The 22,246-nt window shown below is 52.8% G+C and carries 21 protein-coding genes; 9 read left to right on the top strand and 12 right to left on the bottom strand.

What is annotated here, in order from left to right; all coding sequences use genetic code 11:
• Positions 1-163 precede the first annotated feature (163 nt).
• Both EL143_RS11735 and waaF read left to right on the top strand, forming a co-directional pair.
• Entirely contained in the window at positions 164-352 is a 189-nt protein-coding gene (locus tag EL143_RS11735; RefSeq protein WP_009116093.1) for a zinc-finger domain-containing protein, read from the top strand.
• A gap of 77 nt (positions 353-429) precedes the next feature.
• Positions 430-1,440, top strand: coding sequence for a lipopolysaccharide heptosyltransferase II (waaF, locus tag EL143_RS11730; RefSeq protein WP_085416284.1), 1,011 nt, complete (start codon positions 430-432; stop codon positions 1,438-1,440).
• Between the two features lie 136 nt (positions 1,441-1,576).
• Here waaF and coaD read toward each other — a convergent pair whose 3' ends face one another.
• Positions 1,577-2,083, bottom strand: a complete 507-nt coding sequence (gene coaD, locus EL143_RS11725; protein WP_085416268.1) for a pantetheine-phosphate adenylyltransferase — start codon at positions 2,081-2,083, stop codon at positions 1,577-1,579.
• Positions 2,084-2,310: 227 nt separating this feature from the next.
• Between coaD and ftnA the strand changes: the two genes are divergently transcribed.
• On the top strand, positions 2,311-2,805 hold the full coding sequence (ftnA, locus tag EL143_RS11720) for a non-heme ferritin (RefSeq protein ID WP_085416267.1): 495 nt from the start codon (positions 2,311-2,313) through the stop codon (positions 2,803-2,805).
• 78 nt (positions 2,806-2,883) lie between these two features.
• Here ftnA and EL143_RS11715 read toward each other — a convergent pair whose 3' ends face one another.
• Together EL143_RS11715 and EL143_RS11710 are read right to left on the bottom strand one after the other, a co-directional pair.
• Positions 2,884-3,573: a Bax inhibitor-1/YccA family protein gene (locus EL143_RS11715; RefSeq protein WP_085416266.1), complete on the bottom strand. Its 690-nt coding sequence runs from the start codon at positions 3,571-3,573 to the stop codon at positions 2,884-2,886.
• A gap of 202 nt (positions 3,574-3,775) precedes the next feature.
• Positions 3,776-5,431, bottom strand: coding sequence for an ABC1 kinase family protein (locus tag EL143_RS11710; RefSeq protein ID WP_085416265.1), 1,656 nt, complete (start codon positions 5,429-5,431; stop codon positions 3,776-3,778).
• A gap of 185 nt (positions 5,432-5,616) precedes the next feature.
• On the opposite strand from EL143_RS11710, the gene EL143_RS11705 reads away from it, so the two are divergent.
• The 4 genes from EL143_RS11705 to EL143_RS11690 all read left to right on the top strand — a co-directional run bounded on the left by EL143_RS11705 (position 5,617) and on the right by EL143_RS11690 (position 7,588).
• Positions 5,617-6,177, top strand: coding sequence for a C40 family peptidase (locus EL143_RS11705; RefSeq protein WP_085416264.1), 561 nt, complete (start codon positions 5,617-5,619; stop codon positions 6,175-6,177).
• 10 nt (positions 6,178-6,187) lie between these two features.
• Complete coding sequence (locus EL143_RS11700) at positions 6,188-6,403, top strand: hypothetical protein (RefSeq protein ID WP_085416263.1); 216 nt, start codon at positions 6,188-6,190, stop codon at positions 6,401-6,403.
• A 148-nt stretch (positions 6,404-6,551) separates the two neighbouring features.
• Complete coding sequence (locus EL143_RS11695) at positions 6,552-6,887, top strand: CidA/LrgA family protein (protein ID WP_085416282.1); 336 nt, start codon at positions 6,552-6,554, stop codon at positions 6,885-6,887.
• Complete coding sequence (locus EL143_RS11690; protein WP_126326791.1) at positions 6,884-7,588, top strand: LrgB family protein; 705 nt, start codon at positions 6,884-6,886, stop codon at positions 7,586-7,588. The genes EL143_RS11695 and EL143_RS11690 overlap by 4 nt, the downstream gene beginning before the upstream one ends.
• 124 nt (positions 7,589-7,712) lie before the next feature.
• Here the strand turns inward: EL143_RS11690 and EL143_RS11685 are convergent, their stop codons facing one another.
• The 4 genes from EL143_RS11685 to EL143_RS11670 form a co-directional block, all read right to left on the bottom strand.
• Entirely contained in the window at positions 7,713-8,294 is a 582-nt protein-coding gene (locus EL143_RS11685; protein WP_085416262.1) for a hypothetical protein, read from the bottom strand.
• Positions 8,295-8,375: 81 nt separating this feature from the next.
• Positions 8,376-8,978: a BON domain-containing protein gene (locus EL143_RS11680; protein WP_085416261.1), complete on the bottom strand. Its 603-nt coding sequence runs from the start codon at positions 8,976-8,978 to the stop codon at positions 8,376-8,378.
• A gap of 131 nt (positions 8,979-9,109) precedes the next feature.
• Complete coding sequence (locus EL143_RS11675) at positions 9,110-9,703, bottom strand: phosphoheptose isomerase (protein ID WP_009117276.1); 594 nt, start codon at positions 9,701-9,703, stop codon at positions 9,110-9,112.
• Positions 9,704-9,707: 4 nt separating this feature from the next.
• Positions 9,708-10,055: a YraN family protein gene (locus tag EL143_RS11670; protein WP_009117275.1), complete on the bottom strand. Its 348-nt coding sequence runs from the start codon at positions 10,053-10,055 to the stop codon at positions 9,708-9,710.
• Positions 10,056-10,108: 53 nt separating this feature from the next.
• Here EL143_RS11670 and rsmI point away from each other — a divergent pair, with 53 nt between their 5' ends.
• Positions 10,109-10,990 (top strand): 16S rRNA (cytidine(1402)-2'-O)-methyltransferase, encoded by an 882-nt coding sequence (rsmI, locus tag EL143_RS11665; RefSeq protein WP_085416260.1) that lies wholly within the window; start codon positions 10,109-10,111, stop codon positions 10,988-10,990.
• A gap of 263 nt (positions 10,991-11,253) precedes the next feature.
• Here rsmI and EL143_RS11660 read toward each other — a convergent pair whose 3' ends face one another.
• Positions 11,254-13,683 (bottom strand): heavy metal translocating P-type ATPase, encoded by a 2,430-nt coding sequence (locus EL143_RS11660; RefSeq protein ID WP_085416258.1) that lies wholly within the window; start codon positions 13,681-13,683, stop codon positions 11,254-11,256.
• 176 nt (positions 13,684-13,859) lie between these two features.
• Between EL143_RS11660 and EL143_RS11655 the strand changes: the two genes are divergently transcribed.
• Positions 13,860-14,399, top strand: coding sequence for a DUF924 family protein (locus tag EL143_RS11655; RefSeq protein ID WP_085416257.1), 540 nt, complete (start codon positions 13,860-13,862; stop codon positions 14,397-14,399).
• A gap of 366 nt (positions 14,400-14,765) precedes the next feature.
• Here EL143_RS11655 and EL143_RS11650 read toward each other — a convergent pair whose 3' ends face one another.
• The 4 genes from EL143_RS11650 to queC form a co-directional block, all read right to left on the bottom strand.
• Positions 14,766-15,404, bottom strand: a complete 639-nt coding sequence (locus EL143_RS11650) for a 7-carboxy-7-deazaguanine synthase QueE (protein WP_085416256.1) — start codon at positions 15,402-15,404, stop codon at positions 14,766-14,768.
• Between the two features lie 41 nt (positions 15,405-15,445).
• Entirely contained in the window at positions 15,446-20,680 is a 5,235-nt protein-coding gene (locus EL143_RS11645; RefSeq protein WP_308021758.1) for a RecQ family ATP-dependent DNA helicase, read from the bottom strand.
• 98 nt (positions 20,681-20,778) lie between these two features.
• Positions 20,779-21,201 carry a 6-carboxytetrahydropterin synthase QueD gene (gene queD, locus EL143_RS11640; RefSeq protein ID WP_085416255.1) on the bottom strand — a complete coding sequence of 141 codons (423 nt, stop codon included), beginning with the start codon at positions 21,199-21,201 and terminating at the stop codon, positions 20,779-20,781.
• 276 nt (positions 21,202-21,477) lie between these two features.
• Entirely contained in the window at positions 21,478-22,128 is a 651-nt protein-coding gene (gene queC, locus EL143_RS11635) for a 7-cyano-7-deazaguanine synthase QueC (RefSeq protein WP_085416254.1), read from the bottom strand.
• Positions 22,129-22,246 lie beyond the last annotated feature (118 nt).

The following is a 22,246-nucleotide window of genomic DNA, read 5'->3' as shown; positions in this document are numbered from 1 at the left end:
CCGCTAGTTTAAACGATTTAAGGCTGCGATACGAATTTTAATGGCAGTCAGGCCGGAAAAAAATCCTATGCGGGCACCTTGCTGCCAACATACACAACTGCATACTTATGTCGTACAATAACCGCCATAAAACCAACTTGATAAGCTGAATAAGGAACCAATCATGAGCGAAACCCGCGAACCTGTTGTGATTACCCCGCATGATTTGCCGCTGCATTGCTCCGGCCCCAAAAACGAAACTTGGAACGGCCATCCGCGCGTGTTTCTGCCGATTGAGTCGAACGGCACCGTAGAATGCCCTTACTGCGGTACGGTTTACCGGCTCGACGGTGAAATCAAAGGCCATCATTAATTAAATGATTCAAACCATGCCTGTCTGAAAGCCGTCTGCTTAGGTTTCAGACAGGCATCGGCCATCAGATGACGAAAATGTCTAAGAAAATCCTCATTATTTCCCCGAGTTGGATTGGCGATTGCGTGATGACGCAGCCGCTGTTCCGCCGCCTGCTCAAGCTTTATCCCAATTCCGTGATAGACGTGTTTGCGCCGAAATGGTCGATGGCGGTGTTCGAGCGCATGCCCGAAGTGAGCCGCATCATTGAAAATCCGTTCGGCCATGGTGAACTGGAATTGAAAAAACGCTGGCAAGTCGGGCGTGAATTGGGCAAAAAGGGGTATGACCAAGTGATTGTGCTGCCCGGTTCGCTGAAATCTGCGCTGATTGCCGCGGCAACCGGCATCCGCCAGCGCACCGGCTATGTGGGCGAATCGCGCTATTTGCTGCTTAACGACATCCGCAAGCTTAATAAAGCACGCTTGCCGCTAATGGTCGACCGCTATACCGCGCTGGCTTACCCCACGCAGGAAGCGTTTAACGGCCATTCCGATAACCCGCAATTCACCGTTAATCCGCAAAGCCAGCAAGCCGCACTGGCCGCGCACGGTTTGAACACGGAAAAGCCCGTACTCGCGTTCTGCCCGGGCGCCGAATACGGCCCGGCCAAGCGCTGGCCGCCCAAGCATTTTGCCGAGCTGGCGCGCCGTTATGCGGAAGATGGTTGGCAAATCTGGATTTTCGGGTCGCAAAAAGATTTCGATATCGGCGAAGAAATCAATGCTTTGTGTGGCGGCATCTGCGCCAATTTGTGCGGCAAAACCAGCTTGTCGGAAGCGATGAATTTATTGGCCTGCGCCGATACGGTGATTTGCAACGACAGCGGGTTGATGCACCTTGCCGCCGCTTTGGGGCGCAAACTGCTGGCGATATACGGTTCTTCAAGCCCCGACCATACGCCGCCTTTGAGCGGGAAAGCCGAGGTGGTCAGCCTGAATCTGTCATGCTCGCCTTGTTTCAAGCGTGAATGCCCGCTGGGGCATACGGATTGTTTGAATAATCTGACGCCGGAAATCGTGTGGAACCGGGCGCACAAAGATATATAATCAATCCACTTAATCGTCATACTCGGGTCAAGCCCGAGTATGGCAAGCGTACTGTTTTCAAGCTGATTCACTAGGGTGCAGCCGGTTTATGCTGAAATGCCTGTCTGAAAAAGTTTTCAGACAGGCATTATGGTTTTCAGCGGCCTTCGTTATCGGCCAGTATTTTTTCATACACCGCATCGGGAACGTAGCGGCGTATCATCTGGCGCCAGCCGCTGGGGCCGACCATGCCTTTGACCATTGTAGAAGACACTTCGGCGAATTCGCGCGGCGGCATCAGGAAGATGGTGAGGATGTCGGGCTGGAGGTCGGAATTGATATAGCGGATGGTGCGTTCGTATTCGTAATCGGAGGCGGTGCGGATGCCGCGCACAATGAATTTGGCATCCACGTCGTGTGCATAGTCCACCAAAAAACGGTTTTCAAACGAATAAATGCGCACATTGGGGAATTCTTGGGTAATCGCCTCCAGCATGGCGTAGCGTTCGGCGATGGTGTAGGTGCTTTTTTTATCGGGGTTGATGCCGATGGCGATGATCAGCTCGTCAAACATGGTTTGCGCCTGCCGTATCATCCAGAGATGGCCGTTGGTGGGCGGGTCGAAGCTGCCCGCATACACGGCGCGGCTGGTGGGTTGGGTCATGGTTTTACTACTTACAGGTCAATTGAGGTGGGCAGCATAGACGGATTGGCCGCAATTGTCAAAGTGTATGGGCGGGCGGGATTTTCCTGACGATGCCTTTTACAGCTTGAGAAGATAAGTTAATGATAGCGGTTTTTATTTAACTTGTGTTTTTGAATGTGATATGCTGGTTGGGATTGCCGTAGGCAATCATCTATTTGGATATTTTCATTACAAGGAGAGAAATTGTGCTATCTGCAAATATAATCAAACGTTTAAACGAACAGTTAAATCTGGAGCTTTATTCGGCCAATGTGTACCTGCAAATGTCGGCTTGGGCGGACAACAATGGTTTTGAAGGTGCGGCTAAGTTTTTGAAAGCGCATGCGGCCGAGGAAATGCAGCATATGTACCGCTTGTTCGACTATTTGAACGAAACCGGTGCTTTGGCGGAAATCGGGGCGGTAGCGGCGCCGAAATCAGGCTATACAGGTTTGAAAGAAGTATTTGAAGAGGTGTATAGACACGAAAAAAGCATTACGGAGAAAATCAACGTGCTGGTGGAGCAAACGCTTGCTGAAAAAGATTTTTCTTCGTTTAATTTCCTTCAATGGTATGTGGCTGAACAGCATGAGGAAGAGCGTCTGTTTAAATCTATTTTGGATAAAATCAACCTGATCGGCGACAACGGCAACGGTTTGTTCCACGTTGACAAGGAATTGGCCGGCTTGGCTTCTGCCTAGCCGCACAAATACATCCGCCGGATAAAGCAATGCCTGTCTGAAATTCAGACAGGCATTTGTTATGGCTGCGGCCGGATATTAATCTTCGCCGCTGAATACGCCCAAAATGTTCAGCAGGCTGCTGAAAATGTTGTAGATAGAGATAAAGATGGTCAGCGTAGCGCTGATGTGGCTGTTTTCACCGCCTTCGATAATGGTGCGAACCTGCCACATAATCATCAGCGAGCTGAAAATGGCGAAGCCGGCGGAAACGGTTAAGCTTAAAGCCGGAATTTGCAGGAACCAGCTGGCTACCATGCCGATGAGCAATACCACGGCGCCGACCGTCAGGAAGCGGCCCAGTGAGCTGGTGTTGACATTGGCGCGGCGGGCCAATGCGGCCATAGTGAGGAACACGCCGGCGGTCATGGCGGCGGCGATGCCGATTAATTCGGCGCCGTTGGAATAGCCGAGGGTGCGTTGCAGCAGCGGGGAAATCAGCACGCCCATGCCGAATGTGAACACCATCAGCAAGGTTACGCCTGTGTTGCTGTAACGGTTTTTCTCAATGAGGAAGCACATGCCGTATACGAATGCGAAGAAAATAGCCAAAGCAATCCAAGGGCTGCCGAACATGGCGAAAACGTTGAAGCCCACTTTGGTGCTGACAACGGCGCCGATGGCAGCCGGGATGAAAGAAAGACCCAGCAGGCTGTAGGTTTTGCGTAAAACGGTATTCTGGCTGACGCCGCCTGCGGTGTCGGTATAGTTGTAAACATCATGATTCATGGTGCATACCTTTATTGTGTGAGTGGATTAAGATTCGGATTTTAACAGTAAATAGAGTATCTTGTGTGATATTTCAAGACGGTTTGTTAAATTTAACTGATTTTGCCGGCAAAAGGCAGGAATGCCTGTCTGAAAAAGATATTTAGTGAAAGAAAACAGGCTTGCCGTTGCAGGCAAATAGATGGGGTTTTCAGACAGGCATTCAGTGTTTGCCGGAGCGCCAAATCGACCAGATAATCCATAAGCTGTTGATTAAGGCGAGTAAATAGCCGATAAAGCCGATAAATTTGGGGCCGGTGTCTATGCTCATCACAATTGAGGAGCCGATAATCAGCGCGGCCGTAACGATGCCCATAGTCAGGCGGTTGGCGGTGCGGTCGAGCTGGTGGTTGAGCTGGTCGATGCGTTTGATGTCCAAATTGATGTTGAATTGGCCTTTTTGGATGCGGCGGCTGAGGCGGATGATGTTTTGGGGCAGTTCGTCGACCGCCTGAACCAGCATTTGGCTGTGCATGCGGCCTTTGCGCAGAATGTGCTCGGAAGAGAAGCGGTCTTTCATTACTTCGGTAACGATGGGTTTGGCGCGCTCGAGCAGCTCGGCGCCGCCGTCCAGACGCTTGACGACGCCTTCGAGCGTAATCAGGGTTTTAAACAGCATCACCAAATCGCCCGGCAGGGTAAGCTCGTGTCCGCGCATGATTTGGGTGATGTCGTTGATTACTTGGCTGATGCGCAAATCGCGGATGGCGGTGTGTTCGTAGTTGAGCAGCATTTCCAACACGTCGGCGCCCAGCAGGTTTTCGTCAGGCAGCTCGCCCTGCGCCCAATTGCTCAATACATATTGCATGGAAAATTGGTCGCGCTGAATCAGGGCGTTGATGAGTTCGATAATTTCGCGGCGCCGCGTGGCGGAAAGGTGGCCGACCAAGCCGAAATCGATGAAGCCGATTGTGCCGGTTTCGTTGATGAAGATGTTGCCCGGATGCGGGTCGGCATGGAAAAAGCCTTGTTTCAGTATCATGGTAAACAAGGTGTCGGTGATGCGCTGCGCCATCAGAACGCGCGTTTCGGCAGACAGGCTTTCGAGGTCGGTGTGCAGCAGCAGCGTGCCCTGCATGAATTCTTGCGCCAGAATCTGGCGGTTGGAAATGTCGCGGTACACTTTGGGAATGTGCACATAGCGGTGTTGGCTGAAGGCATTTTCAAACCGCTGCATATAGCGCAACTCGACCGATAAATCGGTTTCTTTGGCCAAGCTGCGCGCAAAATACTGCACCATTTGCAAAGGGCGGTAGCGGCGTGTTTCGGGGATTTCCGATTCGATCAGCTCGGCCAGATGGGTGAGGATGCGCAAATCGGCGTTGATGATTTTTTCAATGCCGGGCCGTTTGATTTTAACGGCTACGGTTTCTCCGTTGAGTAAAACGGCTTTGTGTACTTGGGCGATGGATGCGCTGCCGATGGGCACGGGATCGATGCTTTGGAACACTTCGCCGATCGGCCTGCCCAAATGCGATTCGATAAGGGCGTGGATATCGGTGGTGGGGATGGGGGGAACGTTATTTTGCAGCTGCTCGAATTCTTCAATCCATTCGGCATTGAAAATGTCTACCCGAGTGGAAAGAATTTGCCCGAGTTTGATAAAAGTGGGTCCCAATTCTTCAAATGCCAGTCTGAAACGGCGCGGCGTGTTGATATAGCGGTAGCGGTTTTCGGGTGGGGCGTCTTCCTCGGTAAGTGTTTTGCCGGATAATTTGATACGCTGGACAAACTCTCCCAGGCCGTATTTGGTCAGGATGGCGATGATTTCGCGCAGGCGGGAAAAATCGCGTATGGCGAGTAAAGTTGGTATCATCATGGTTTTTGAGGTATCTTTATGGCTTTCTTCCGAGTGGGCGTGTATGGATATGAATCCTTAATATTCCGTCGGCAAGCTTTAGGATAACGAATAAAGCTTTTTACAACAATGTTTTTATCGGCCTCAGGTGTCGGCTGATGAGAGAATATTGCTGCAAAAGCCTTTAATATTAATGGAATGTGTTCATGAGATTTCTAAAGCAATTGGGTGCGGCTCTGCTGGCTTCGGCAGCGTTGTGGCTGGCGCCGCAGGCTCAGGCAGATGATTTGGAGCAGTTTATCCGTTTCCAGGCCGGGGGGATTAATTTTGGCGAGCAGATGCCGGCGGGTCAGGCCATCAGCCAAAATGAGGCCGACCAGCTGATCGGCAGCGCCATGAGCCTGTTGGGCGTGGCTTACCGTTTCGGCGGAACCAGTGCGTCAACCGGCTTTGATTGCAGCGGTTTTATGCAATATATTTTCCGCAAGAGTATGCAGGTTAACCTGCCGCGAACTTCGGCGGAGCAGGCAAGAGTGGGGGCGCAGGTGAGCAGAAGTGCTTTGCAGCCGGGCGATATGGTGTTTTTCAACACGTCGGGCCGCCGCATTTCGCATGTGGGTCTGTATATCGGTAACGACCGTTTTATCCACGCGCCACGCACGGGAAAAAGAATCGAAGTAACCAGTTTGAGCAATAAATATTGGAGCAAGCGTTATGTTACGGCGAGGCGCGTTAAGAAAAACGATCCTTCGCGTTTCTTGAATTAAGGAGTGCGCTATGGCTATGCCGCAGATTCCTAAATGGTATGGTGATGACGGAAGCATTGTTTCCTGTACCGAAAAAATCAAGGTGATGAATGAAAACATGACCGAGCTTTTCCAGCTTGCCCAAGATGCGTTTGAGGACGGGCTTTTGATGGGCTGCGGCGAGGCGCAGCTCAGGGAATATCTGGTTCGGCTGATGGAGGGACTGGAGAACCCTTATAAAAAATAAAGATTGTTAAAATGTTTATGATGCCTGTCTGAAAGCGGTTTCAGACAGGCATTGTTTGTAGTATAGTGTAATTGGATCGTTGTTGTTTATTACTTCATCAAAACCGGCCAAAAACGAATATAAGAAAAATACAAACGAAGGGTACATCATGATTTTATCGCTCAGCATTATTTTCGGCTTTCTCGCAGTAGGGGAAGCCGTTGTTTATTTAACAGGTTTGAAGTTTCCGGGCAGCATTGTGGGCATGGGCTTGCTTTTTGCGGCTTTGCAGCTGAAGTGGGTAAAACCTTCGCAGCTTCAGAATATGGTCGACACCATGATGGCAAACCTTGCGCTGTTTCTGGTGCCGCCTTGTGTGGCTGTGATGAGCTATCTGGATTTGGTGGCGCGCGATTTTGTGCCGATTGTTACCGCCACGGTCATCAGCACGTTTGCGGTGATGTTTGTTACGGGTAAAACCCATGAGCTTTTGCGGAGAAAATGATGGAACCGATAAACGTGTTCAAACATCCCATGGTGCTGCTCTGGCTTACCGTTACCGCTTATTGGGTGGCCAATATTCTGCGCACGCGCACGGGGAATGTGCTGTTTAATCCGGTGTTGTTGAGCACAACCGCGATTATTCTTTACTTAACCGCGCTGAATATCGATTATTCCACCTATCACGAAGCGGCCGAGTTTATTGATTTCTGGTTGAAACCGGCTGTGGTGGGGCTGGCTGTGCCGCTTTATAACAACTGGGAAAAAATCCGCAAGCAATGGCTGCCGATAGTGATTTCCCAGGGGGCGGGCAGCATCACGGGCATCGTGAGCGCCGTGTATATCGCCAAACTGATGGGTGCCGACAGGGAGGTAACGCTGAGCCTGGCGGCCAAGTCGGTAACGAATCCGATTGCGATTGAAATCACTAAAACCATAGGCGGTATTCCCGCCATTACGGCGGCAATGGTGATTGTGGCGGGGATGCTCGGGCAAATGGCAGGCTACCGCATGATGAGTGCCAGCACCGTAACCAAGCCGATGTCGCAAGGGATGTCGATGGGTTCGGCTTCACATGCGATGGGCATTGCGATTTCAATGGAACGCAGCAAGAAATATGCGGCTTACGCAAGCTTGGGTCTGATTTTTAACGGCGTGCTCACGGCGATATTCGTGCCTATTTTGATTCCTTTGATGGGTGTGTAATTGATTTGGAAACAGAAACCCGTCATATTCCGGCCAAGTCCGAGTATGACGGTGAATGGTCTAACACGATAAATGCCTGTCTGAAAATTTTTCAGACAGACATTTGTGTATCTTGCTGCACGGTTTAGAACAAGTTATCCATCACTTCGCGCTGCGGGGCGGGAGCCGGGCGTTCGTTGCGGTGGCTGCGGCCGGGCTGCTCTGTGTTGTGTACCGGTTCGCGGGAACGGCGGATGGGTTCTACCGGTGTTTCTTTTAGAGTGTTGTGCTCGGCGCTCTCGGCAGCAGACTGGGTATTCCGTTTGGGAGCGGCTTGCGGTTTGGGAGCGGCGCGTGGCGCAGGCGGAGGATTGTTGCTTGTTTCTTCGGCAGGCGGCTCTTCCCGGCTGCTTTCTTGATCGTGTTCAGGCTGGTTTTCGCCGTCTTTCGGCTCTTTGTCTTTACCTTCTTCATCGCTCTCTTTAGGAGCCTGCGAAGCACTTTGAACGCTGATGACCGTGGATTTGCCTCCGTTGGGCGACAACAGCTCTACTTGGGGCTGTTCGGCGCCGGTGCCGGTTTGGTCGGTGCGCTTGATTTGTTCTTTAGTGGTTACGACGGAAAAGGTGTAACCCACCAAGGCAAATACGATCAATGCCACAATGGCCAGTGCGATAAATAACAGTTTGCGGGGCGTTAATTTGAAACCGGATTGGGTGTCGCTCATTATTTTTCTCAGATGTGTATAGCTTGGCCGCCGCGTGGTGCGGCGGCGCGGTATGCCTGTCTGAAGCGGTTCAGGCGGGCATTATTGCTGGGTGTAGGTTTGATAGAGGGTTATCACTTTTTGCACGCCGGCGGTGGTGCTCACTTTTTGGGTTACCGCGGCTTGCTCTTCAGGCGTGAGGATGCCCATTACATAGGTTATGCCGTTGTAGGTAACGATTTTGACGCGGCCGGGATACACGCCTTGAATGCCGAGCAGGGTGGTGCGCACTTTGGTGGTACTCCATGTGTCGATGCCTACGTCGTTAAACGTGCGTTGCGGCGAGGCTACGTCGATGTAGTTGTAAACGGCTTGCACGGCCTGCTCGGAGCGCGCGATTTGTTCGACGAACTGTTTTTCCTGTTCGGTGGAAACCTGGCCGAGCAGGAGAACGTGGCGGTTGTAGCTCACCACGGAGAGGCGCGGCGTGTAGCCGGTGGTTTGATTATTGTTTTTCAGATAGGAAATGGCGGTATTGTGGATGCGCAGCTCCATCACTTGGTCGTCGGCTTGGGCGCCGGTACTGCGGCGGTCGAGGCCGGATTGCGTGCCGACGGCGGCACCGCCGAGCAAGGCTGCGGCACAACCGCTCAGGCCGGCGGATACGGTTGCGGCCAGCAATAGGGTTTTTAAGGTTTTGTTCATGCTGTATTCCTTAATGCGGCAATCCGGCCTTTGGCGGCCGGTATTGAAAAAAGAAAAATATTTTAACGGTTTATCGCCGGTTTGGCACGTTTTTGCCGATAATCGGTTGCCAAAAGCTTTCAGACAGGCATTTACATGCCTTCGAGCAGCATGGTGTCGATAGAGTCGCACAGAGCGTGTATCAGCAGAATATGGGTTTCCTGAATGCGGGCGGTGCGCGGATGGGGCACGTTGAGCAGCACGTCGCTGTCTTTCAGCATGCCGGCGATTTTGCCGCCGTCGCGGCCTGTAAAGGCGATAACGTGCATGTCGCGCTCGTGGGCGGCTTTGATGGCTTCGATTACGTTGCCGGAGTTGCCGGAAGTGGAAATGCCGATCAACACGTCGCCTGCGCGGCCCAATGCGCGCACCTGTTTGCTGAAAATATGGTCGAAGCCGTAATCGTTGCCGATGGCGGTGAGGGCGGATGTGTCGGTGGTGAGCGCCACGGCGGCCAGCTCCATGCGCTCTTTTTCAAAACGGCCGGTCATTTCGGCGGCGAAATGTTGGGCATCGGCAGCCGAACCGCCGTTGCCGCAGGCGAGGATTTTGCCGTCGTTCATCAGGCAGTTCATCATCAGCACGGCGGCTTCGGCGGTGGGTTCGGCCAGCACTTCGGCTGCCTGCTGTTTGACTTGGATACTTTCTTCGAAATGCGCGGCTACGCGCTCTTGCAATGTTGTCATGGGTTTAACCTGTGATGTTTTGAATCCATACGGGCGCGTCGCTGCCCTGAATCAATACCGCATCGAGGCGGCAGGGTAGCCTGCCTGCTTTGCGGGTTTGCAGATAATGCTCGGCGCTGCGGGTGAGCTTGGCCAGCTTGGCCGGGGTGATGCTGTGTGCCGCGCCGCCGAAGCTGCTGCTTTTGCGGTATTTGACTTCTACGAAAAGCAACATCTTACCGTGTTTGACGATTAAATCAATCTCGCCGAAGGGGCAATGCCAGTTCCGTTCGACCAATGTGCAGCCGCGGCTTTCTAAAAACGCCAGCGCCGCATCTTCGCCCGCCGCGCCTGATGTGTGGTTTAAGCGCATAATCCGATTCGCCCGTATAATGTGGTTTTAGTTTTTCAGACAGGCATTCCGATATGATGCAGAAACATTACCAAAAAGCCTGCGAAAGTGTTGAGAAGCAGACATTATACGTGGTTGCCACGCCTATCGGCAATTTGGGCGACATCACGCTGCGCGCGCTGGCGGTGTTGGCCAACGCGGACATTATCTGCGCGGAAGATACGCGGGTAACGGTGCAGCTGCTGGGCGCTTACGGCATACAGGGCAGGCTGGTGAGCGTGCGGGAGCACAACGAGCGCCAAATGGCCGACAAAATCATCCAAGCGTTGGCGGCGGGGCAGAGCGTGGCGCAGGTTTCCGACGCGGGTACGCCCGCCGTGTGCGATCCGGGCGCCAAGCTTGCCGCGCTGGTCCGAGAGGTCGGGTATAAAGTGGTGCCTGTGGCGGGACCGAGCGCCGTGATGGCGGCTTTGAGCGTGGCGGGCGTTACGCAGCCCGATTTTTATTTTCACGGCTTTCTGCCGCACAAATCGGGCGAGCGCAAAAAATTATTCGAGCGTTGGCAAACGGCGGATTATCCGGTGGTGATGTTTGAAACGCCGCACCGCATCGAAGCGGCGCTCAACGAGATGGCCGAATATTTTCCCGAACGCACCATCATGCTGGCGCGGGAAATTTCCAAAACTTTTGAAACTTTTTTGAGTGGCACGGTGGAAGAAGTGCGCGCCATGCTGCAAGCCGACAGCAATCAGAGCCGCGGCGAGATGGTGCTGGTGTTGCAGCCGCAGGCCGTGCAACGCAGTGAAACGCTGCCGGAAGACGCGCAACATGTGATGAAGGTGCTGGCCGCCGAATTGCCGACCAAACAAGCGGCGGAATTGGCGGCGAAGATTACGGGCAAAAGTAAAAAAGCGCTTTATGATTTGGCGCTGGAATGGAAGAAAAGCGGCGGATAAGCCATTGTTTTTGTATATAGTTAATCAACTTAAATTTTACTACGGCGTTGCTGCGCCTTAGCTCAAAGAGAACGATTTTGTAAGCTGCTGAAGCAGCAACACAATCAGTCCCGTACTATCTGTACTGTCTGCGGCTTGCTGCCTTGTATTAAAAATGTGTTGATTAACTATAGCCTTGCAAGGATACAATGCCTGTCTGAAAAGTTTGCCGACCGTCAAACTTTTCAGACAGGCATTACTCAATTCGCCCGCCACGAAGCGGCTTATTTCCTGCCCAGCCTCAGTGCATTCATCAGCACCAATAAAGAGCTGCTGCTCATACCCAGCGCGGCGACCCACGGCGTTACATAGCCGGCGGCGGCAAGCGGCACGGCGATAATGTTATACAGGCTTGCCCAAATCAGGTTTTGCCGGATGTTGGCTTGGGTGCGCGCTGCCTGCTCCAGCATTTCGGGCAACACGGCCATGTCTTCGTTTAACAACACCACGTCGGCACCGTCCCGCGCCACATCGGCACCGCCCGCCACGGCCACGGACACATCCGCCGCCGCCAGCACGGGCGCGTCGTTGATGCCGTCGCCCACCATCAGCACTTTCTTCCCCTGCCGCTGCAAGTTTTCCACATAAGCCAGCTTGTCTTCCGGCGCGGCTTCGGCGCAGGCTGATTCAATGCCCAATTGCGCAGCCAGCGCGTTCACGGCATTTCGGCGATCGCCGCTCAGAATATGCGGCGTTAACCCGCGTTTTTTGAGCGCGGCCAACATTTCCGGCACGCTTGCTTTCACTTGGTCTTTCAAGAAAAACAACGCGCTAAAGCCTTGCCGGTTGCCCAAAGCAATCACGCTGCCTTCGTGTTTTGAGTCGCCGCATTGCGGTGGAATATCGCCGGCGATCTCTGCCACAAATTCCGGCCTGCCGATGGCCCAGATTTGCCGTTTGCCGTTGATGGTGAGCATGGCGCTTACGCCGTGCCCCACGCGGTTGACCCGCTGTTCAACGCTTATATCCGCCGCTTTTTCCACGGGCAGCGCCATAATGGCGCGCGCAATCGGGTGTTCGGACTGGCTTTCCAATGCCTGCGCGGCCTGAACTGCATGTTCGCTGCCCAGCAGCAGGGTTTGCGTTACCCACAGTTTGCCTTCGGTGAGCGTACCCGTTTTGTCGAACACCACATCGGTAGCCGCCGCCAATGCTTCCAAAGCATGTCCGCGCGCAATCAGCACGCCTTTGCCTGCCAGCTTGCCGGTGGAGACGGCAAGCGCGGTAGGCGTGGCCAGCGAAAGTGCGCACGGGCAGGTAATCACCAGCAGCGACACGGTTATCCACAAAGCCTGATAGGCATCGGTGAAATACCACCAGCCGGCAAACACGGGCGCGGCCAGCAGCAACATGCCGGACACAAAACCCGAGGCATATTTGTCGGCCGCCTCGGCCAAGCGCGGCTTTTGCGACAGAGCGCGGTCGAGCAGTTTCACGATGTGTGCCAAACGGGTTTGCCCGCCCACTTCGTCGGCACGCACAACCAACGGGCCGGTAATATTGAGCGTACCCGCCGTAACCTTATCGCCGGCGCGCTTGGCAACCGGCAGGCTTTCACCTGTGAGCATGGCTTCGTCGGCTTCACTTTCGCCCGACAGCACCGTGCCGTCAGCCGGCACCATTTCGCCCGCGCGCACCAGCAGCACATCGCCCGAGCGCAGCTGCGCCACCGCCGCTTCCTGCACTTTTTCATCCGGATAATCCGGCAGCTTGTGGCAAAAGGCCGGCACCAGCTTAACCAGCCGCTCGGCTGCGTCGCCCGCTTTGCGCCGCGCCGCCTGCTCCATAAAACGCCCCAGCAGCAGCAAAAAGGCAAACATGGCGATGCCTTCGAAATACATGCCCTGACCCGCATTGGAAAGCAGCGCGTACACGCCCGCCACAAACGCCAGCAATATGGCCAGCGCAACCGGCGTGTCCATGCCTGCGCGGCGGTTTTTCACATCACGCAGCGCGCCCTGATAAAACGGCACGGCGGAATACAGCATCACCGGCAGCACCATCAGAAACGCGCCCCAGTGCAGAATTTCCAGATATTGCGGCTCGATATCGTTATAAAGATAGGTGGGCACGGCAAACATCATGGTCTGCATCATGCACAAGCCCGCCACAGCCAGCCGGGCCAGCGATTTTTTGCGCTCGGCCACCGCCGCTTCTTCCACTTTCTGCGCATCGTAAGGCGCCGCGCTGTAACCCGAATTCTGAATGCGCAAAAGAATATCCGAAAGTTTGACGCGGCTTTCGTCCCACTTCACGCGCACGCGGCGGGTGCTGTAATTCAATTCCACCGACACCACGCCGGGCAGCCGCAAAAGCTGCTGCTCGATCAGCCACACGCAAGCCGAGCAAGTGATGCCGCTCAACATCAACACCGCTTCGCGCCCGTTGGCCGAATCGGCCTCCACAAATTCCGCCTGCACTTCGGGCAAATCATAAAGCTTTAACTGCTCGAGTAATTCCGGCGGCGGTAAGCCTGCTTTCTGCGCATCGGCAGTGCGCTGTTTGTAGTAGTTTCCCAAACCTGCATCGATAATGCTCTGCGCCACCGCCTGACAACCCGCGCAGCAGGCAGGTTCGGTGCGGTTTTCATAACGGATGGGCAAATCGACATCTTCGGGAACGGGCAGGCCGCAATGGAAACAGGATTGGGACATAACAGGCTTTTGAATTGGTAGATTGGATAAGGGGAAGGCGGATTTTCAGACAGGCATCATTATAGAATCAATGTACCGCCAAACCAATGCCTGTCTGAATATAGCGGGCATAATTGCCTATTTTGCATCGGATTCTGCTAGAGTATGCTTTTTTCATCACCTTTCTGAAAGCATTTATGACCCCGCAAACGATTTTGAATTTTTGGTTTTCCGATACCGCGCAACCCTTTTGGTTTGAAAAAAGCGATGCCTTCGACCAAAGCATCCGCACACAATTTGCAGAGATTTGGCGGCAGGCCGCACAGAGCGAGCTTGATGCATGGCGCGACACGCTCGAAGGGCGGCTGGCAGAAATTATTGTTCTCGACCAATTCTCGCGCAACCTTTTCCGCAACAGCCCGCAAGCTTTCGCACAAGACAATATGGCCGTTGCCCTTGCCCAAGAAGCGTTGCGCCAAAGCGGCTTTGAACACCTGCCCGAAATACGGCGCAAATTTATGCTGATGCCGCTGATGCACAGCGAAAGCCGCGCCATTCACGAGCAGGCGCTGCCGTTGTTCCAACGCTACACCGACCCCGTAACCGTTGATTTTGAAATCCGACACAAAGCCATTATCGACCGCTTCGGCCGCTACCCGCACCGCAACGCCGTGCTCGGCAGGGCATCCACGCCTGAAGAAACCGAATTTCTAAAGCAGCCCGGCTCTGCGTTTTAAAAACGTTTCAGACAGGCATCTGTGTTATGCAATGCCTGTCTGAAAAATATGCGAAAACTATCCGCAGCTGCCGCTATAGTCAATTCACTTAAGTTTAATAACGATACCGTCATACTCGGGCTTGACCCGAGTATCTTGAGTTTCAGCAAATTTAGGGGATACTGGGGTCAAGCCCGAGTATGATGAATTTACTGTTTTTAAGTTGATTAACTATAAAATATAGATTACGGCTTGGCTGAACATTCCAAGCTTGCCGCCGCAATTAAACGCGCTTTGATGCAACGGATAAAACCCAATGCCTGTCTGAAACCATTTTTCAGACAGGCATTGGGTTTTTCTTCACTCTATTTTTCTTCTTCAACTTTACTACTCAATCCCCGCCCATTTATGCGTTTGCACGCTCAATTGCCAATGCACGGTGGCATTGGGGCGGCTGTTGAGCAGACCGATTTGGCGGATGGTATCGTAAATGTTCATTTCGCCGTTTTGCTCGCAGGGCGAGAGATAGTAATGCTTGGCACGGATTTTGTGCTCCATGCGTTCGCAAAACGCCAGCACGTCGCCGTCGGCCACGATGCGTACTTCATCGGCGGTTGCGATGCACTGCTTTTCGTATTTTTCGGCATAGCAGGCTTTGGGGCTGGCGGCGACAAAATCAATCTGCGGCGGGGCAGGGTTGAGGCCGTTGGTTTCGATGCAGAGCGTGTAGCCTTCGGTTTTCAGTGCATCGAGCAGAATGTCGAGATGCGGCTGAATGGTGGGTTCGCCGCCGGTAATGATGATGTTGCGGGCTGTGTAGCTTTTCAGACGGCCTACAATATCCTGCAAACTCATCATGTTGAATGTGAGATAGTCGGTGTCGCACCACGAACAGGCGAGGTTGCATTTGCCGAGGCGGATAAATACGGCGGGCATGCCGGTGTTATAGCCTTCCCCTTGCAGGCTTTCAAAGATTTCGACGATGCGGTATGGCGGGTTTTGCGTTTGTGTGTGAATGGGTAGCATAAATAATGGTTTGAGTTGAAATGGTTATAAAAAATAAAGTGTTATGAATCATCAGGCTTGATAATGATTTTGGGAATGACCACCGTCCACTTCGGCAGCTTTTCCGGATACATAGCTGCATAGTGTTCATCAACCTGTTCGCGGTAGCGTACATAAAAATCGTCAACATAGGCTTCTGAGTTGGCAGGCAGCGGGGGGATATCGGCATTTTTCGCTGTGCGGCCAACCATTTCTCCTCCTGCCCAAAATTCATAGCAATCTCCTTTGCGCCGAATTTGCAAGGGGTCGCCGCTTTCCAAATCGGAAATCTTTTGAAGGCGGCACCAGATGTTGTTTAAGTTGGCAGGGCGTTGCCGGTCGCGGCCTGCAAAATCGATGTCGAGTTGTTTTAAAGACAAAGTGTTGTATTTCGTATCCAAAGCAGCATCCGTTTCGAAATGTTGTTTGATATGTTCGACTTCGGGCGGCAATTTCGGTATCCAGGCATGGCGGATGCTGTGTTGAATCAGGGTCAGCGTTTCAATGGCGCGGGTCATGCCGACATAAAAAAGCCGCTGCTTGTCGGGGCTTTGTTCTTCCCAATCGCCGTCCAAAATGAAAACGTGTTTGAATTCCAAGCCTTTGGAAGAATGCACCGTGCCGATATACAGGCCTTTGCTGCGTATGCTGTCCGATTCTCCCGCGTATTCGTAGAGCCATGATTTCAAGTATGCGCAAGAATAACGTATTTCTTGGTTTACTTCGGCTTGCGGCTTGTTTAGGCCGTGTTCCTGTGTGAAATCTTCCAGCATTTCTTGAAAGTACCGCCGCCATTTGGCGCATACCTTTTGCCGCTCAAGCAAACGTTCGAACTGCGGCACGGTAAATGAGTGTTCGTTTTCGCTTTCCGGGTGTTTTTTGTCGAGCGCCTCAATCAGGCGGACGAACTGGCGCAGCCTGCTTAAACGCAGCGGGTTCTTTTTAAAATAACGGATGCCGTTCTGCTCGCACCAAGCCTGTATGGGTTCGAGTGTTTCGTTTCTGTGGGCGAGTACGGCCATGTCTGCGGTATCCGCACCCAACGCGGCCAAACGCAGGATTTCGGCGGCTACGGCTTGTGCCTGAATGTTGTTTTTCTGTTGGTGCGTGCCGCATTGAGGCAGCGAAATCACGCGCACTTTTCCTTGCCGTTCGGTATCTTTTTCCGCCCATATGCCGCCGTTGGGCTGCCATTGCCGTTCGGGATTAATCACAATGGGGTGCAGGGCTTTCAGACGGCCTTCCTGACCGGAGATAATGTGATTGGCGGCGGTGATGATGTGTTGGCTGCTGCGGTAATTGAAGGTGAGAAAATCGGGTTGCTTAACATCGTAATCTTCGCAAAAGCGGTGGATATATTCGTTACTGCTGCCGTTGAAGGCATAGATGTTTTGGTCGTCGTCTCCGACCGCCAACAGGGTAAGCTTGTTGTCTTCATCCATCTGGCGGCCCGCTAAAGCCGATACCAGTTTGTAGTGCCGCTCGGTAATGTCTTGATATTCGTCTACCAAGATATAGCGGAATCCGGCAAGGATGTTGTCGCGGCCGCTGTCTTCGCCTGATTCGGCAGCCAAATGGCCCGAAAGCAGTTCCGCTGCTTGTCGGCACCAGATTTCAAGCTGTTCTCCCAAATCTGTTTCGGAGGGTTTTTTATCGTTTTTTGGGTCGAACCGGACGCCCAGCAGGCGCATGGCCATGCTGTCGTAGGTCAATACGGTTACTGCCGCCGCAATATTGCCTGCCAGCGCAAACAGCCGCCTTTTGATTTCCTGAGCGGCATGGCGGTTGAAGGTAAGAACGATAATGGCAGCCGGGTCGATATGTTGGACTTTAAGCAGATAAGCCACGCGCGCTACAATCACGCGCGTTTTGCCCGAACCGGGGCCGGCCAAGACCAAGCGGTTTTGCGTACCCTTATCGGTTACCACGGCGCGTTGCTGCTCGTTCAGGCTGCCGATAATATGTTCTAAAGTTTCTTTCGAAACATTCTCTTCCAATTCTTTCAGACGGCCTTTGAACCATTTGTTTTTGAATTCTTTTTCTTCCGATTGGAAGTAATCGTTTACCAGTTTCCACGCACTGCCGATGTTTTCCAAAGCTTTTTTGGCATACTCCAGCATCACGTGCACTTGAAAGCATTTTTCGCCGTAGAAATCCTGTAAAGGCTGATAATCGCGTTGCAGGTATCTGATTTTGGCTGCCACGGCATGTTGGTTCAGGCGTATGGTCATCGCGTGGCGCAATACGGTCATGCCCTGATTGAGTTTGAATACGTCTAACTTGTGCATAAACAGCATGGCCTGATTGAGCAGAGTTTCGCGTTTGTCTGCCGGAATGTGTGCCGCCAATTCCAAATCGTCGGCCAACAGGTTTTCCAGCTCTCCGAAAGTGGTTTCCGCAATCGCATCTTTGCTGCGCACATTGCCGGTTTTCGCAATTAAAAAAACCAATACGGCCGCACAAATCCGCCGCCGCAAAGCAGCGCGCTCTTCTACGTTTTCCCATGAATCGCTTTTGTTTTTGAAGCGGATTTTCAAAATATCGTTGCCGTAATCACGGATATCTAAGCTGCCGGTGCTGTGCTTGAGGGCATCTTTGTCTTGGGCGAGCGCAAACAGCAGCAGTTTGGCCGTGTCGGGACGAATGTTTTCTTGATTTTCGGCATGTTTCAGGTTGATTTCGCGGCTTAGTGCCGTTAGTGAGAGATTCTGCCATTCTTGCGAATCGGCATCGGGAATCTGTTCATGCAATACCTGCCACAGGGTTTCTTCCCAAGCCAATATCTCGCGCAGGCGTTTTTCAGACGGCCTCGAAGTGTCGGTGCGCACGTTAACAGTGATGTGCGTATCATTGGTTAACACGCCGATTTTTTCCAACTCGTGCAATATGCCCTGCAATTCTTGGTAGCTGCATCCGGTGAGGCTGCCCAAATGGTCGGTGCTGATTAATTCGTCGCCTTGCGCGTTGTAGATGATTTCCGTAACGGTAGCGAACAGCTCCTGCTTGCGTTGCGGCAAAGGGGTGCGTTTGATTTTATCCAATGCCTGATCAAGATTCAGACGGCCTGACCGTGCAGGAAAAATACGGGTGCGGTTTTCGGTGCGGTTGAGCAGTTCGGCACGTTCCAACCAAGCCACGGCGGTTTTCACTTTGGTGTCAGCCATATCGTCGTCGGCATCGAAGCTCATGTATTCGCTGCCGTCACGCAATATTTCGCCGCTGCTGATTACAAGCTCTTCCGTTTTGCCTGTTGATTTGAGCCTGCCCCAAATCAAAGCCAAATCCTTTCTCTCAAGCTGAGACGATTTATTCAAACGGAACTGAGTGTCGATGTCTTGCCGGTCAAACAGCAAAATACATTTTGCAGCCTCTTGGTCGCGCCCCGCACGGCCTGCTTCCTGCAAATAATTTTCCAGCGAACCGGGAATTTCGGCGTGAACCACCAACCGCACGTCGGGCTTGTCCACACCCATGCCGAAGGCGTTGGTAGCCACAATAACGCGTAAGCCGCCGTTGATAAACTGCTCTTGAATATCCGCTTTTTCATTGCTTTTCAGCCCCGCATGAAAATGCGAACATGCCCATTGCTGTGCTTTTAAAAATCCGCTGATTTCTTCGGTACGCCTGCGGCTGGCGGCAAATACCACCGCCCCGCCGCTCTGGCCGTTCAATTCTCTGCTTAATAATTCGTGGATGCGCTGGTTTTTGTTTTCGCGCGGCGTATCCAGCACTTCATAAAACAGGTTGTTACGCTCGTTGCTGCCGATAAACTGCTTGAATTCGATACCCAGCTCTTCGCGGAAATGGCCGAGAATATCATTCAACACATCGGGCTTGGCGGTGGCGGTAAAACAGCTTACTGGAGCGGGCGCCCCGATTTCAGACGGCCTGCTTTTGATAAATTTGGCCGCATACAGATAGTCGGGGCGGAAATCGTGCCCCCATTTCGACAAACAGTGTGCTTCGTCAAACACCCAGCCGTTGATTTGGCGGTGTTCGATGGCTTTGATGAAGCTGGTGTTGCGGAACTGTTCGGGCGCAACAAATAAAATGCCCACATCGCCCAAAGCGATTTTATCGAGCACATCCGCCCGCTCCGGCACCGACAACATGCCGTTGAGCGTGGCCACTCCGCTGATGCCGCGGCGTTGCAGGTTATAAACCTGATCCATCATCAGCGACTGCAAAGGCGAAACCACAATCGTCAGGCCGCCGTTACGGAAATAACGGTTGAGTGCGGGCAATTGGAAACAAACCGACTTTCCGCCTCCCGTAGGCAGAACGGCCAGCAAATGTTCGCCTTTCATGCCTGCCAGCACAATGGCTTCCTGTCCGCCGGATATGTTTTTGACTTCGCGAAAAGAAGTCATATTGCCGCCTTTGCCGCTGCCGAAATAGCGGATGAGTTGCGCCGTCGGATTCAAGGTGTCGCGGCAATAACGGCAATGCGGATTGCCGCAGTCTTGGTCGCGCAATTCACGGATCAGCCGTTCGGTTTCGGGAAATTGGTAGCGTACCCACGGAGCCAGCACGGAATTGCCGCCCGATACCTTCAGCCACGATAAAGCGTAAGCCAGAGGAATATGCAAACGCGTGTCAGCCAAATCTTCCGATCTTAACCGTGCCATTCGGGTCATACACACCCGTAGCGATTTTTCGGAATCCTGCCCGTCAGTCATCATCTTAAAAACCGCCTGTTTCAACTGTTCAGACGGCATCTGCACTTTGCCTGAAGCCAGATGGACGGTGTGGCCGTCTGAAAAAGGCAACGCACCAAACAAATGCCCGTAAACGGCAAATTCTTGCGGCGCGGTTTCGCGCAACTTGGCGAAAGCGGCGCACTGATCGTTAAACAATTGTAGGCAGGCATAACAATCCGCCAAAGGCGCATTCAGCGCAGAAGCAATCAGCTTGTGGTTTTTGATCAAACGGTGGTAGGGGTTTTGCGGAAAAGCCAAGGGCGAAAGGCGCAGCGTATCGATAGCCGGTAAACGGTGCAGCGATAAATGCGGGGCAGCTGCCGCCAAAACGGGTAAATCATGTCCGATGATGTTGTGTCCCAGCAGATATTCCGCACCTTCGGCCATTTCTTCCAGCCGGGCAAAGGCAGCCTGCAATGCCTTTTGTCCGCGCAACTTGGCACTTTCATATTCATTGCCCGTGTCGGGACGCAATGCCCCTATCTGAAAAATCTCACGGGTTTGCGGGTTAACTTCCAAATCAATAATCAGAACGGGTGGTATCGGGGTTTTCATCATCGGTTGGAAAATTAAATAACAGTTCCGAATATAACTGATAACTTAAGGAAATATCCAGTTATATAAACAGAATGGCTTTAAGCGAACAAACTCCGCCGCTATTCCCCTTCGTATTCCGCGCAAGACGTGGGCGTTTCCCACAGGCGGATCAGGCTCACGGGCAGGCCGGCGTTTTTCAGACGGCCGAACATTTCCACCGTCATGTTTTCGGCGGTGGTGCGGAAACCGAGCCGCAGGGTTTTCATGTTCCAGCTTTCGAGCAGGGCGGCGATTTGGCTTTCGCGCGAGTTGTTGCCGTTGTAGATAAAGGCGTGGTCGAACGGCTCGATAATGGTGCGTTTGACGATGGTTTTCAGGTCGGAAAAGTCCATCACCATGCCGTCTTTCGCGCCGCCTTGAATGAGGCCGTCTGAAACTACGACTTCGAGTTTATAGGTGTGGCCGTGCAGGTTTTGGCATTTGCCGTCGTGTCCGTCGAGCATGTGCGACGAATCGAATGTGAAGATTTTGGTGATTTTCATGGTGGGTTTGGTTCGGGGTTCGGGCCGTCTGAAATGGGTTTGGCAGGTTTTGCTATAGTGGGTCAACTTAAAATAGTACGTTCGTCATACTCGGGCTTGACCCGAGTATCTCTTAAAGCTAGCGGAACTCAAGATACTCGGGTCAAGCCCGAGTATGACGGTAATGCTACTAAAATTAAGTTTTTTAACTATAAAACCCGTTTCAGACGGCCTTTTTTGTTTTGGAAAGCTGGGGCGTGTTTTCACAAGCCTTCTGAAGACACGCCTTTAAGACGGTCAGCGTGAAGCGAGATATTCCGCCAGCCCGCGTTCGCGCAGCACGCAGCTCGGGCATTCGCCGCAGCCGCCTTCCACGCCGTGATAGCAGGTGTGGGTGTGTTCGCGGATGTAGTCGAGGCAGCCCAAACGGTCGGCCAACGCCCATGTTTGCGCTTTGGTGAGATACATCAGCGGCGTGTGGATTTGAAAGGCGTAGTCCATCGCCAGATTGAGCGTTACGTTCATCGATTTCACGAATACGTCGCGGCAGTCGGGATAGCCCGAAAAGTCGGTTTCGCATACACCCACAATAATGTGCTTGATGTTTTGGCTTTTGGCGTAAATGGCGGCGTAGAGCAGAAACAGCGCATTGCGGCCGTCGACAAAAGTATTCGGCATGCCGTTTGAGGCCGTCTGAATTTCGGCGGTGTCGTCCATTAAAGCGTTGTGGGTGATTTGCTGCATCAGGCTTAAATCAAGCACGGTTTGTGCGATGCCTAAATCTTCGGCAATCCGGCGGGCGCGTTCCAGCTCGATGGCGTGGCGTTGGCCGTATTGAAAAGTGATGGCCTGCACGTTTTCGCGGCCGTAGGTTTGAACCGCCTGAATCAGGCAGGTAGTGGAATCTTGGCCGCCTGAAAAGACAACCAGAGCTTTTTCGTTTTGCATTTGGGTTCCTAGTTTTGGTATCGCGGGAGGATTTCGAACCGCGTGGAAAACGGCGGATTATAGCCGAATGAACAGATGTTTGTCACAAAGCGGCCAAGGCGGATGACGGGGCGGAAAT

It is taken from the genome of Neisseria canis, assembly GCF_900636765.1.
Classification (GTDB): Bacteria; Pseudomonadota; Gammaproteobacteria; order Burkholderiales; family Neisseriaceae; genus Neisseria; species Neisseria canis.
Note: the sequence above shows the minus strand (reverse complement) of the source record. Positions and strands in the feature narration are given on the sequence as shown.